Origin of the sequence: Methylobacterium variabile, from assembly GCF_001043975.1 — a bacterium.
Classification (GTDB): Bacteria; Pseudomonadota; Alphaproteobacteria; order Rhizobiales; family Beijerinckiaceae; genus Methylobacterium; species Methylobacterium variabile.
The window spans coordinates 1-13,141 of sequence record NZ_LABY01000019.1; the positions used below are offsets into that span (position 1 = coordinate 1).

Annotated in this window: 11 protein-coding genes and 1 pseudogene; 10 read left to right on the forward strand and 2 right to left on the reverse strand. The window is 72.1% G+C overall.

Features of this window, described 5'->3' with window-relative positions; genetic code table 11:
• Positions 1 to 4: 4 nt before the first annotated feature.
• The 6 genes from ureC (at position 5) to VQ02_RS02880 (ending at position 4,476) form a co-directional block, all read left to right on the forward strand.
• A complete protein-coding gene (gene ureC, locus VQ02_RS02855; RefSeq protein ID WP_048442651.1) occupies positions 5 to 1,732 on the forward strand; it encodes an urease subunit alpha in 1,728 nt (575 codons plus the stop codon).
• Positions 1,733 to 1,770: 38 nt separating this feature from the next.
• Positions 1,771 to 2,244, forward strand: coding sequence for a DUF29 domain-containing protein (locus VQ02_RS02860; RefSeq protein WP_048442652.1), 474 nt, complete (start codon positions 1,771 to 1,773; stop codon positions 2,242 to 2,244).
• Positions 2,245 to 2,338: 94 nt separating this feature from the next.
• Positions 2,339 to 2,797, forward strand: coding sequence for a DUF29 domain-containing protein (locus VQ02_RS02865; protein WP_167350701.1), 459 nt, complete (start codon positions 2,339 to 2,341; stop codon positions 2,795 to 2,797).
• Positions 2,794 to 3,297, forward strand: coding sequence for a DUF29 domain-containing protein (locus VQ02_RS02870; RefSeq protein WP_053080173.1), 504 nt, complete (start codon positions 2,794 to 2,796; stop codon positions 3,295 to 3,297). Before VQ02_RS02865 ends, VQ02_RS02870 begins: the two co-directional genes overlap by 4 nt.
• Positions 3,294 to 3,797 (forward strand): urease accessory protein UreE, encoded by a 504-nt coding sequence (locus VQ02_RS02875; protein ID WP_048442683.1) that lies wholly within the window; start codon positions 3,294 to 3,296, stop codon positions 3,795 to 3,797. The genes VQ02_RS02870 and VQ02_RS02875 overlap by 4 nt, the downstream gene beginning before the upstream one ends.
• Entirely contained in the window at positions 3,790 to 4,476 is a 687-nt protein-coding gene (locus tag VQ02_RS02880; RefSeq protein ID WP_048442653.1) for an urease accessory protein UreF, read from the forward strand. The genes VQ02_RS02875 and VQ02_RS02880 overlap by 8 nt, the downstream gene beginning before the upstream one ends.
• 116 nt (positions 4,477 to 4,592) lie before the next feature.
• On the opposite strand, the pseudogene VQ02_RS02885 reads toward VQ02_RS02880, so the two are convergent.
• Positions 4,593 to 5,120: pseudogene (locus VQ02_RS02885) on the reverse strand (DUF4291 domain-containing protein); the annotation flags it as partial.
• Between the two features lie 603 nt (positions 5,121 to 5,723).
• Between VQ02_RS02885 and paoA the strand changes: the two are divergent.
• Genes paoA through paoC form a run of 3 tightly spaced genes read left to right on the forward strand, consistent with a single transcriptional unit; the run spans position 5,724 to position 9,580 of the window.
• Positions 5,724 to 6,410 (forward strand): aldehyde dehydrogenase iron-sulfur subunit PaoA, encoded by a 687-nt coding sequence (paoA, locus tag VQ02_RS02890; RefSeq protein ID WP_083469012.1) that lies wholly within the window; start codon positions 5,724 to 5,726, stop codon positions 6,408 to 6,410.
• Positions 6,407 to 7,357, forward strand: a complete 951-nt coding sequence (locus tag VQ02_RS02895) for an FAD binding domain-containing protein (RefSeq protein WP_048442654.1) — start codon at positions 6,407 to 6,409, stop codon at positions 7,355 to 7,357. The genes paoA and VQ02_RS02895 overlap by 4 nt, the downstream gene beginning before the upstream one ends.
• Positions 7,358 to 7,360: 3 nt before the next feature.
• Positions 7,361 to 9,580, forward strand: coding sequence for an aldehyde oxidoreductase molybdenum-binding subunit PaoC (paoC, locus tag VQ02_RS02900; protein WP_048442655.1), 2,220 nt, complete (start codon positions 7,361 to 7,363; stop codon positions 9,578 to 9,580).
• Positions 9,581 to 9,712: 132 nt separating this feature from the next.
• Here paoC and VQ02_RS02905 read toward each other — a convergent pair whose 3' ends face one another.
• Positions 9,713 to 10,645: an AEC family transporter gene (locus VQ02_RS02905; protein ID WP_048442656.1), complete on the reverse strand. Its 933-nt coding sequence runs from the start codon at positions 10,643 to 10,645 to the stop codon at positions 9,713 to 9,715.
• 723 nt (positions 10,646 to 11,368) lie between these two features.
• On the opposite strand from VQ02_RS02905, the gene poxB reads away from it, so the two are divergent.
• A complete protein-coding gene (gene poxB, locus VQ02_RS02910; protein WP_048442657.1) occupies positions 11,369 to 13,102 on the forward strand; it encodes a ubiquinone-dependent pyruvate dehydrogenase in 1,734 nt (577 codons plus the stop codon).
• Positions 13,103 to 13,141 lie beyond the last annotated feature (39 nt).

Genomic DNA, 13,141 nt, shown 5'->3' on the forward strand with positions numbered 1-13,141 from the left:
GCCTATGTCCAACACCCCGAAACCCGCCAGCCTCCCCCGCTCCGCCTACGCGGCGATGTTCGGGCCGACCAAGGGCGACCGCATCCGCCTCGCCGACACCTCGCTCGTCATCGAGGTCGAGCACGACCACACCCGCTACGGCGAGGAGGTGAAGTTCGGCGGCGGCAAGGTGATCCGCGACGGGATGGGGCAGAGCCAGGCCAGCAATGCCGGCGGCGCCGTCGACACCGTCATCACCAACGCGGTGGTGCTCGACCACTGGGGCATCGTGAAGTGCGACGTCGGCCTCAAAGGAGGGCGGATCGCGGCCCTCGGCAAGGCCGGCAACCCGGACATCCAGGACGGCGTCACCATCGTGGTCGGGCCCGGCACCGAGGTGATCGCCGGCGAGGGCAAGATCCTCACCGCCGGCGGGTTCGACAGCCACATCCACTTCATCTGCCCGCAGCAGATCGACGAGGCGCTGAATTCCGGCGTCACCACCATGCTCGGCGGCGGGACGGGCCCGGCCCACGGCACCTTCGCCACCACCTGCACGCCCGGCCCCTGGCACATCGCCCGGATGATCGAGGCGGCGGACGCCTTCCCGATGAACCTCGCCTTCGCGGGCAAGGGCAACGCCTCGAAGCCCGACAGCCTGGAGGAGATGATCCGCGCGGGCGCCTGCGCCCTCAAGCTGCACGAGGACTGGGGCACGACGCCGGCGGCGATCGATTGCTGCCTGTCGGTGGCCGACGCCCACGACATCCAGGTGATGATCCACACCGACACGCTCAACGAGTCGGGCTTCGTCGAGGACACGATCGCGGCGTTCAAGGGCCGCACCATCCACGCCTTCCACACGGAGGGCGCCGGCGGCGGCCACGCGCCGGACATCATCAAGGTGGCGGGGCTCGCCAACGTCCTGCCCTCCTCCACCAACCCGACGCGGCCCTTCACCCGCAACACCATCGACGAGCATCTCGACATGCTGATGGTGTGCCACCACCTCGACCCGTCGATCCCCGAGGACCTCGCCTTCGCCGAGAGCCGGATCCGCAAGGAGACGATCGCCGCCGAGGACATCCTGCACGACATCGGCGCGCTCTCGATGATGTCGTCGGACAGCCAGGCGATGGGCCGGGTCGGCGAGGTCATCATCCGCACTTGGCAGACCGCCGACAAGATGAAGCGCCAGCGCGGCGCCTTGCCGGGCGACGCGACGGGGCACGACAATGCCCGGGCCAAGCGCTACGTCGCCAAGTACACGATCAACCCGGCCATCGCACACGGCATCTCGCGCCACATCGGCTCGGTCGAGCCCGGCAAGCTCGCCGACCTCGTCCTGTGGTCGCCGGCCTTCTTCGGGGTGAAGCCCGACCTCGTCATCAAGGGCGGCGCCATCGCGGCCGCTCCGATGGGCGATCCCAACGCCTCGATCCCGACGCCGCAGCCGGTGCATTACCGCCCGATGTTCGGCGCCTTCGGCCGGGTGCCGGCGAAGACCGCGCTCACCTTCGTGTCGAAGGCGGCGATCGAGGCGGGCCTGCGCGAGCAACTCGGCGTCATGAAGGAACTGGTCGCGGTCGAGAACGTGCGCGGCGGCATCTCGAAGAAGAGCATGATCCACAACGACGCCACCCCGGTGATCGAGGTCGACCCCGAGACCTACGACGTGCGCGCCGACGGCGAGTTGCTGGTCTGCGAGCCCGCCGAGGTGCTGCCGATGGCGCAGCGCTACTTCCTGTTCTGAGCTATCCTGCGGGGCAGGAGCGTCTGTCATGCCCGAGCTTGCCGAGCGGGCGCCGGGAGACGACGATCTCGCCCGAGACCGACGACCTCCTCTGGACGCAGGCGCAGGCCGCGCTGATCCGGGCCGGCCGCTGGGCCGCGCTCGACCGGGAAGCGTTGGCCGAGGAGATCGCCGACTTGGGCGGCTCGCGGAAATCCGAGATCCGCAGCCGCCCGACCGTCCTGCTCCACCACCTGCTGAAGTGGGAGTTCCAGCCCCAGCAGCGGCAATATGGCTGGCGGGCGACGATCGTGGAGCAGCGCGTGAGCCTGGACGACCTCGTGACGATGAGCCCGAGCCTGCGCGCCTGGCCGGCGGACGTGGTGGGAAAGGCTTACCGCCTCGCCCGGGTGCGGGCGGCCGAGGAGACGGGGCTACCGGAGCGTACTTTTCCGCCGGATTGCCCCTACACCCTGGCACAGATCCTGGACGAGCGGTTCTACCCGGGTCCGGAGGAGCCGGATGTCGTCTGAGGCGGTGAGGACCGGGCCTGACCGGCACCGCTCGGACGATGATGGCGCGTCGCACGCCGATCCGGACTATCCTACGAGGGCAGGAGGGCTTGCGATGCCCGAGATCGCGGAGCGCATGCCGGACACCGGCACAGCCTATCGAGTGGATTTCTACCGCTGGACGCGGGAGCAGGCGCGGGCCCTCGCGGCCCGTGACCACGCGCATCTCGACGTCGTCAACCTGCTCGATGAGGTGGAGAGCGTGGGCCGCAGCCAGCGCACGGCGCTCGAATCCCACTTGTGCGTGCTGCTCGTCCACCTGCTGAAGTTCCAGGCGCAGCCGCAGCGGGCGACGCCGAGCTGGCGCCACACCCTGAAGGCGCAGCGCACGGCCATCGCCCGCCTGATCGCCCGCAGCCCGAGCCTGCGCGCCTATCCGGCCGCGATCGTGGAGGAGACCTACCGGGATGCGGTGCGGGATGCCGCCGAGGAGACGCGGCTCGACCCACGCCTGTTTCCGCCGGCCCTGTCCTTCACGCTCGACCAGATCCTCGATCCGGGGTTCGAGCCGTGAGCGAGGCGGACCGGCCCGACCTGTTCTCGGAGGACCTGAGCGCCTGGGCCGAGGAGCAGACCCGTCTCCTCGCGGCGGGCCGGATCGACGCGATCGACCGCGCGCATCTGGCCGAGATCGTCCGCGACCTCGGCGAGCGGGAGCGTCGGGAGATCCGCGACCGGCTCGGGGTGATCCTGACCGGCCTGCTCCGGTGGGCCGCACAGGTCGACCTGCGTTGCGACAGTTGGGCGATCACGACCGACCGGCAGCGCCGGCTGGTCGCCTCCCTCCTCGCCGACAGTCCGAGCCTGCGGCCGGAGCTTCCCTGGCTGGTGGCGGAGGTCTATCCGGAAGCGAAGGCCCGCGCCGTACTGGAGAGTGCCCTGTTCGACGACAGTTTTTCCGAATCCTGCCCGTTCACCGACGAGGAGATCCTGAGCGAGGGCTTCCTGCCGGATCCCCACGGGGACGACGCGGTCCGGGGGCCCGGCTGGTGGCGGCGCGAGGCGACGCGATGATCCGCGCCACCCGCGTCATCCGCCGCGAGGCCCTCGCCGCCGGCGAGATCGTCGACCGCATCGTGCTCGATTCCGGCGACCGCCACCGCCGCCGCATGGCGATGCGGGGCGTCGGCGGCCTCGCCTTCCTGCTCGATCTGCCCGAGCCGGCGGTGCTCGACGACGGCGACGCCCTGTTGCTCGAGGACGGCCGCCTGGTCTGGGTCGAGGCGGCGCCCGAGCGGCTCTTGGAGATCCGCGCCCCCACCGACCACGCCCTCAAGCGCCTGATCTGGCACATCGGCAACCGGCACATCCCGGCCGAGATCGGCGCGGACGCGCTCTGGATCGCCCACGACCACGTGCTCGCCGCGATGGTGGAGGGACTGGGCGGCACCGCGACGCCGGTGGAGCGGCCGTTCCGGCCCGAGGGCGGCGCCTATGCGGGCGGGCACGCACAGGATCACGGGCACGGGCATCATCACCATCACGATCACCCGCACGACCACGCCCATGGCTGAAGCCGTCCCGGACACCCTGGTGCTGCTGGCCTGGCTCTCGCCGGGCTACCCGGTGGGGGCCTACGCCTACTCGCACGGCCTCGAATGGGCCGTGGAGGCCGGGGACGTACGCGACGAGGCGAGCTTGCGGGACTGGCTCGGCGACGTGCTGGAGCACGGCGCGGGGCGCAGCGACGCGATCCTGGCCGCCCACGCGCACGAGGCCGCGGCAGCGGGCGATGCCGAGGCGCTGGTCGCGGTGAACGACCTCGCCCTGGGCTTAAGCCCCTCGCGGGAACTGCACCTCGAGACCAGCCAGCAGGGCCGCTCGTTCCTGGACGCGACCCGGGCCGCCTGGGACACGCCGCACCTCGCCGCGCTGAGCGGCCATCTCGACGGGCCGGTCGCCTATCCGGTCGCGGTCGGCGCGGCGGCAGGCGCCCACGGGCTCGACCGCCGCACGGTGCTGGCGGCCTACCTCGCCGCCTTCCTGCAGAACCTCGTCTCGGCCTCCCTGCGCCTCGCGCCCGTCGGCCAGACCGCCGGAACGCGGGCGGTCGCCGCCCTGATGCCCCGGGCCGCGGCTTTGGCCGACGCCGTGCAGGGACTGCCCCTCGACGACGCCGGCACGGCGACGGTGCGCCTCGATCTCGGCTCGTTCCGGCACGAGACACAGTACACGCGGATCTTCCGGTCGTGACACGCCGTCGGGCGGGCTCACGGTTTCGCCGGACTTCCACGTGGCTCGCCGCCGCGCGGGCCGGGCGGTTCCGGCGACCGGGCCGGTCGACCACCAATCCGTGAATGCGGGCCCGCTCACGCCTGCGACCGCGCCGCCCCGGGGACCGGCCCGTCCGGCACGTACACGGTCTCGACCGGCAGCAGGGCCCGGGCCTCGTCGCGACGTCCGGCCTCGAGGGACGCCTCGATGTGGTGCGCCAGACCCGTGACGTCCGTGATGCGCACGATCCAGTCGCGAACGTAACGCTCGACGGCCTCACCGGAGAGGCCGATCTGGATGGACCGATGGGGCAGCGGGTTCAGGTCGAGGTCGCGTTCGGGATCCCACTGGATCCGGACCGGCGATGCATCCTTCACCCTCCCATAGGCGTCAGACGAATGGCCGGGCCCGCCATGGCTCAAGCAGCCATGGCCGAGGGCCCAGGCGAAGCCCTCCCGGTGGAGATCGATGGCGAGGATCCGGGCCTGCCCCTCATCCTTCCGGCCCCAGCCGGCACGGTACATCATCCAGAGGAACGAGGGCTTGATCCACGTCATTCGCCCCATCTTGAACGGCGGCGACACGAAGCGGCCCCGGCTCAGAACCGTATCGGCGATGGCGTGGTGGTAGGCTTGGGTAAGACCCGGACGGACCCGGCCGGCTGATGGGCCCTGATCTGGCGCTCGGGAACGAACGGGCTTGCGGTCATCTGCGCGACACTCTCCCGGTCAGGATGCAAGGCAGCGCTCCGCCGCCGGCTCCATGGGCATCTGCGGCCGGCTCGGCGCCGGCCTGGGCGGTGTCCGAGAGCGGAGATGATACGTAACGTCAGCCCTGGGTTCAAACGCGACGCGACGGCTTTTCCGGCGAATCGAGATCTGCCGCGGGCCGTGTCGCAGCGGATGTCGGGGTCGCTGGCGGAGACCCGATCGACACCGTTGGATGCTCGGGCCTTGCGGGCAGACGATCCGTGGCGCCCGCCGACGTCGATAATGTCCGGTCATCGCTACACCCCGCATGGGAAGGGAGCACGCGCGACGTCGCACCGCCGCGCGCAGGCACGCGATCCCGCACGGCGGTCGGCCTCAGGTCTGCGCCGTCCTCGCACGCGATGCCGCACCTGCCCCCGGGGACCCCTCCGCCCACCCGAACGTTTGGTGAGCGATCGCGTCGCGGCCCAGCGGCCGCGGCGGCGCGCATCACCTCGTTTCGGGCCGGGAGGCACCATGGACAAGTCCGATTCCGCGCCGCGGCTGACGCGCCGGAGCGTGCTCGAGAGCGGCGTCGCCGCCGCGGCGGTGCTCGGCTTCTCCGGATCCGCCCGGGCCGCGACCCCGCCGGCCCAGGCCCAGGCTCCTCAGGCCCCGGCCGCCGAGCCGGCGACGCCGCGCATGCCCGTGACCCTCCAGGTCAACGGCCAGGCCCGGCCCCTTGAGGTCGATCCGCGCACCACGCTGCTCGACGCGCTCCGCGAGCGCATCGGCCTCACCGGCTCGAAGAAGGGCTGCGACCACGGCCAGTGCGGCGCCTGCACGATGATCGTCAACGGCCGGCGCATCAACGGCTGCCTGACGCTGGCGGTGATGCACCAGGGCGCGGAGATCACCACCATCGAGGGACTCGGGCAGCCCGACGCGCTCCACCCGCTCCAGGCCGCCTTCGTCAAGCACGACGGCTACCAGTGCGGCTACTGCACGCCCGGCCAGATCTGCTCCGGCGTCGCGGTGCTGGCCGAGATCGCGGCTGGCATCCCGAGCCACGCCACCGGAGACCTCACCGCGCCGCCCGAACTCAGCGAGTCCGAGATCCGCGAGCGCATGAGCGGCAACCTCTGCCGCTGCGGCGCCTATTCCAACATCGTCGAGGCGATGACCGAGGTCGCCGGACACCAGACCGCGCGGGGGCAGGCATGAAGTCGTTCACCTACGAGCGCCCGGGCACCCCGGCCGAGGCCGCCGCGGCGGTGGCGCGCAACCCCGACGCCAAGTTCATCGCCGGGGGCACCAACCTGCTCGACCTGATGAAGCTGCAGGTCGAGACGCCGGCCCACCTCGTCGACGTCAACGGACTCGGCCTCGACACGATCGAGGCGACGCCGGAGGGCGGGCTTCGCATCGGTGCGCTGGTGCGCAACACCGACCTCGCCGCGGATGCCCGGGTGCGCAAGGATTACGGGGTGCTCGCCCGGGCGCTGCTCGCCGGCGCCACCGGCCAGCTGCGTAACCAGGCGACGACCGCCGGCAACCTCCTGCAGCGCACCCGCTGCCCGTATTTCTACGACACCGCGCAGGCCTGCAACAAGCGCCGGCCCGGCTCCGGCTGCTCGGCCCTCGACGGGGTCAGCCGGCAGCTCGCGGTGATCGGCGCGAGCGAGGCCTGCATCGCCACCCATCCGTCCGACATGGCGGTGGCGATGCGCGTCCTCGACGCCACCATCGAGACCGTCGACGCGGCCGGCGCGGAGCGAAACATCCCGATCGCCGAGTTCCACCGCCTGCCCGGCGACGCGCCGGAGCGCGACACCACCCTGAAGCGCGACGAGCTGATCACGGCCGTGACGCTGCCCAGGCCCCTTGGCGGGGCGCAGGTCTACCGCAAGGTGCGCGACCGGGCCTCCTACGCCTTCGCCCTCGTCTCGGTGGCGGCGGTGGTGCAGCCGGACGGGACCGGGCGGGTCGCGTTCGGCGGCCTCGCCCACAAGCCCTGGCGGGTCGAGGAGGCGGAAGGCGACCTCCCCCGCGGCGCCAGGGCCGCCGCTTCGGGCATGCTCGCCGGCGCCGCGCCGACCCACGACAACGCGTTCAAGCTGGTGCTGGCCGAGCGGACCCTCGGCGCAGCCCTCAAGCAGGCGAGGGCCTGAGCCATGAAGTTCGACACCCCGGCGGGCCAGAACCCCATCGACCAGCTCAAGGTCGTCGGCCGCCCGACCGACCGCATCGACGGCAAGTACAAGACCACCGGCACCGCGCCCTACGCCTACGAGCGCCACGACGTGGCGGAGAACCAGGCCTACGGCTACGTGGTGGGCGCCGGCATCGCCAAGGGCACCGTGCGGGCCGTCGACACGGCGGCCGCCAAGGCGGCGCCCGGCGTGCTCGCGGTGGTGACCACCCTCGACGTGCCGAAGCTCGGGCTCGGCACGATGAACTACGCCAACCTGTTCGGCGGCGACCGCATCCAGCACTACCACCAGGCGGTGGCCGTGGTGGTGGCGGAAACCTTCGAGCAGGCCCGGGCGGCGGCGTTCCTGGTCCGGGTCGACGCCGCACCCGAGGCCGGCCGCTTCGACCTCGCGGCCGAGGCGGATTCCGCGCCGCCGGTCAAGGCCGACAGCGGCGAGGGCAGCGGGGCCGACGGCGCCGAGCGGGTCGGCGACTTCGAGGGCGCGTTCGCGCAGGCGCCGGTGACGCTCGACGAGACCTACACCACCGCCGACGAGAGCCACGCCATGATGGAGCCGCACGCGACGATCGCGGCCTGGGACGGCGACCGGCTCACGCTCTGGACCTCGAACCAGATGATCGCCTGGGCCAAGGGCAGCATCGCCAAGATCCTCGGGATCCCGAAGCAGAACGTGCGGGTCGATTCGCCCTATGTCGGCGGCGGCTTCGGCGGCAAGCTGTTCGTGCGCGCCGACGCGGTGCTGGCGGCCCTCGCGGCGAAGGCGGCCGGGCGCCCGGTGAAGGTGGCGCTGACCCGCCCGCTCATCCCCAACAACACCACGCACCGGCCCGCCACGATCCAGCGGGTGCGCATCGGCGCGACGCCGGACGGGACCATCACGGCGATCGCGCACGAGAGCGTCTCCGGCAACCTGCCGGACGGCGGCCCCGAGACGGCGGTCGACCAGACGAAGCTCCTCTATGCCGGGGCGAACCGCCTGACCGCCCTGCGGCTCGCCCATCTCGACCTGCCGGAGGGCAACGCCATGCGGGCGCCCGGCGAGGCCCCCGGCATGCTGGCGCTCGAGGTCGCCATGGACGAGATGGCGGAGAAGCTCGGCATCGACCCGGTCGAGTTCCGCATCCGCAACGACACCCAGGTCGACCCGAACCAGCCGGAGCGCCCGTTCTCCCACCGCAACCTCGTCGGCTGCCTCAGGCTCGGCGCCGAGCGGTTCGGCTGGGACAGGCGCGACAGGCGGCCCGGGCAGGTACGCGACGGGCAGTGGCTCGTCGGGCTCGGCATGGCGGCGGGCTTTCGCAACAACCTGGTGATGAAGTCCGCCGCCCGGGTGCGGCTCGACGCGAGCGGCACGGTGACGGTCGAGACCGACATGACCGACATCGGCACCGGCAGCTACACCATCATCGCCCAGACCGCCGCCGAGATGATGGGCGTGTCCCTCGACCGGGTGGTGGTCCGGCTCGGCGATTCCGACCACCCGGCCGCCGCCGGCTCGGGCGGGCAGTGGGGCGCCAACAACGCCACCGCCGGCGTCTACGCCGCCTGCATGCGCTTGCGGGAGGCGGTGGCGCAGCGCCTCGGCATCAACTCGGCCGACGCGACCTTCGCGGACGGCGAGGTCCGGGCCGGCAACCGCGCCGTGGCGCTCGCCGTGGCGGCGGAAGCGGGCGAGATCGTCGCCGAGGACGCCATCGAGTACGGCGACCTGTCGAAGCGCCAGCAGCAATCGACCTTCGCGGGCCACTTCGTCGAGGTCGGGGTCGACGTCGACACCGCCGAGGTGCGGGTGCGCCGGATGCTGGCGGTCTGCGCCGCCGGGCGCATCCTCAACCCGAAGGCGGCCCGCAGCCAGGTCATCGGCGGGATGACCATGGGGGTCGGCGCGGCGCTGATGGAGAAGCTCTCGGTCGACAAGCGGCGCGGCTTCTTCGTCAACCACGACCTGGCCGGCTACGAGGTGCCGGTCCACGCCGACATCCCGCACCAGGAGGTGATCTTCCTCGACGAGGTCGACCCGACCTCCTCGCCGATGAAGGCCAAGGGGGTGGGCGAGCTCGGCCTGTGCGGGGTCGGCGCCGCGGTGGCGAACGCGGTCTACAACGCCACCGGCGTGCGGATCCGCGACTATCCCCTCACCCTCGACAAGCTGCTCGCGCGCATGCCGGACGCGGCGTGAGGCCGGCGCGTCCCGTGCCTTCGGGGGCCTGGACGACGCCGGCAGGCCGAGCCCGGGCTTCATCGGGTCCGCGCCGACGAAGCCGCCCCCGAGGGAGGCTGCCGGCCGCCCACGGTCGACCGGTCGAGGGCGTCAGACGAGCCAGGCGACCAGCAGCGAGACGGTGACGACCGAGACGAGGTGGGAGATGAGGATCGCCCCCGAGGTCACGCCGGCCTCGAGCCCGTAGAGCTTGGCCAGGGTGAAGGGCCCCGAGCCGATCGGCAGGGCGCTGAGCAGCACGGCCGCCCGCGCCCACAGGTCCGGCACCGCGAAGACCTGGTAGACGAGGAACGCCGTCATGGCCGGCTGCAGCACCAGCTTGAGGCCGACCAGCACCGCCATCGGGCGGACATCCGCCAGCACCACCCGCTCCTGCGCCAGGAAGAGCCCGATGCACACCAGGGCGCAGGGCGAGGCGGCCCCGCCGAGGAGCGCGGCGAAGCGCTCGACCGGTCCCGGCACCGGGATTCCGGCGAGCCCGACCGCGAGCCCGGCGAGGGGCGCGATCAGCAGCGGGTTGCGCACCAGCGCCAGCACCACCTTGCGGGCGGTGCCGGCCCGCCCTGCCCCCTTCTGCAGGTCGAGCTCGATCAGCACGATCGCGAACAGGAACAGCACGCAGGCGGTGAACAGCGTCGCGATGATCGCCGCCGGCAGGCTCGCCGGGCCGAAGACCAGCAGGCAGAGCGGGATGCCCATGAAGCCGACGTTGCTGTACCCGGCATCGAGCCCCTCGATGCAGGCCTGGGCCCCGCGCAGGCCCCGGCCGAGCCCGAGCACGAAGGCCGCCGCGAAGGCCGCCGCGATGCCGCCCGCGAAGGCCGCCGCGAACCCGACCTGGGCGACTTGGTCCGGCGTGATCTTCGCCATCGCGCCGAACATCAGGGCCGGCAGCGCGAGGTAGATCGCGAACCGGTTCAGGCTGTCGGCCGCCGCCGGCCCGAACAGCGCGGTGCGGCCGGACAGGAACCCCGCCAGGATCAGGGCGAAGATGGGAAGGACGGCGTTGAGGACGGCCTGCATCGGGGAGGAGCGCCGGGACCGGGCGGAGCGCCGGCGAGAGCCGCTTTGGTTCAGCTCGACGGGCGGCGCAAGGGTTGAAGCCCTGCACCCCCGGCAGGGCGGCCGGGCGTTGCGGTGGACCGGCAGGGCCGCCTGCCGGCCGCGACGGGCCGAGGCCGGACGCTGGATCGCCTCCGGAACCTGACGGCGTGCCGCGGGAACGGGACCAGGGCTGGCCGCCCGACCGCGCTGCGGCAGCACCCAGGGTGCGGTCGGAGCCGTCGCCGCTCGGGCCGGACCCGCACCGGCCACGCTTCATGCATCCAGCGCATGGCTGCCGACGCAGACTCGACGATTGTGCGGTGCGGCAAAGCGTGGGATACAGGATGCACGCAAGGACGCGATGGCGTCGCGGACTTGCCAGCCCTCTTGGGCGTTTCCTCCCTAGACTTCGGGCCACTCTCGCGAGTGGCCTTTTTTCTTGGCTCATCGGCAGTTCGGCCCGTTGCTCCGGGCTGATGTTTTCAGGCCTGCGGTTCTCCGGGCCCTGCCGTGGCGACGTCCCGCGCCATTCGCCGGCGAGCCTCTCGATTCCTGCCATCTCGTCGCTCAGTCCCGTCTGGGCGCCGCGTCCCCTTTCGGGCAAGGTGCCCTAGATCACGCCTCGGGATGAGGCGCCCCGGAGAGACATCCTTTTCTCGCCCGCTGCGGCCCGGCCGCGGCGAGGCCTCGCAGGAGATTGTCATGACGGGCCGAAACGTTGCCGACCTCTGCATCGAGACCCTGGAACACGCCGGCGTCGAGCGCGTCTACGGTGTCGTCGGCGACAGCCTGAACGGGCTCACCGAGGCGATCCGGGCCCGGGGCAAGATCCGCTGGGTGCATGTGCGCCACGAGGAGGTGGCGGCCTTCGCGGCCTCCGGCGAGGCGCAAGCGACGGGCGGGCTCGCGGTCTGCGCCGGCTCCTGTGGCCCCGGCCACCTCCACCTCATCAACGGCCTCTACGACGCCCACCGCTCCCGCACGCCGGTGCTGGCGATCGCCGCCCACATCCCCTCGGCCGAGATCGGCACCAACTACTTCCAGGCCACCCATCCCGAGGAGCTGTTCCGGGAGTGCAGCCACTATTGCGAGCTGGTCTCGGACCCGGCGCAGCTTCCCTTCGTCCTCGAGATCGCGATCCGCACGGCGATCGGCAAGGGCGGCGTGTCGGTGGTGGTGATCCCGGGCGACGTCGCCCTGAAGGAGGCGCCCGGGCGGGCGCTCGCCAGCCCGGCGACGCTGGCGCCGAAGCCCCCGGTCACGGTGCCGCAGGATTCCGAGCTCGACGCCCTGGCGGCGCTCCTCGACGGCGCCGAGAAGGTGACGCTGTTCTGCGGCCGCGGCTGCGCCGGCGCGCGGGAGGCGGTGATCGGCCTCGCCGAGGCCCTGAAGGCGCCGGTGGTGCATGCGCTCGGCGGCAAGGAGCACGTCGAGAGCGACAACCCCTACGACGTCGGCATGACCGGGCTGATCGGCTTCTCCTCCGGCTACGCCGCCATGGAGGCCTGCGACGCCCTGCTGCTGCTGGGCACCGACTTTCCCTACCGCCAGTTCTACCCCGAGAAGGCGAAGATCGCGCAGGTCGACATCCGGCCGGAGAATCTCGGCCGGCGCTGCCGCCTCGACCTCGGCCTCGTCGGCGACGTGGGGGCGACCATCGCGGCTCTGCGGCCGCGCCTCAAGGCCCGCGACGATGCGAGCCATCTCGAGCGCTGCCGCAAGCACTACGCGAAGGCCCGCGAGGGCCTGGACGACCTCGCCACCGGCAAGCCCGGCCGCAAGCCGATCCACCCGCAATACCTGACCCGGCTGGTCAGCGAGGCCGCGGGGCCCGACGCCGTGTTCACCGCCGATGTCGGCACGCCCACCATCTGGGCGGCGCGCTACCTGACCATGACCCCGGGCCGGAGGCTGATCGGCTCCTGGGCGCACGGCTCGATGGCTAACGCCATGGCGCACGCCATCGGGCTGCAGGCCTCGCAACCGGGCCGGCAGGTGATCGCGCTCGCCGGCGACGGCGGCTTCACCATGCTGATGGGCGATCTCCTGACCCTGGTGCAGGAGAAGCTGCCGGTGAAGGTGGTGGTGTTCAACAACGGCACCCTCGGCTTCGTCGAGATGGAGATGAAGGCCGCCGGCTACCTCGACACCGGCGTGGCGCTCCAGAACCCCGACTTCTCGGCCATCGCCCGCGCCGCCGGCCTGCACGGCCGCCGGGTCGAGGATCCGGGCGAGCTGGAGGGGGCTCTCGCCGAGATGCTGGCGCATGACGGGCCGGCCCTCCTCGACGTGGTCACGAACCGCCAGGAACTCGCGATGCCGCCCCGCCTCCAGGCCGAGCAGCTGAAGGGCTTCAGCCTCTACGTGATGCGGGCGGTGATGAACGGACGCGGCGACGAGATCGTCGATCTGGCCAAGTCGAACCTGATCCGGTGACGAACCTGATCCGGTGACGAACCTGATCCGGCCCTGAGC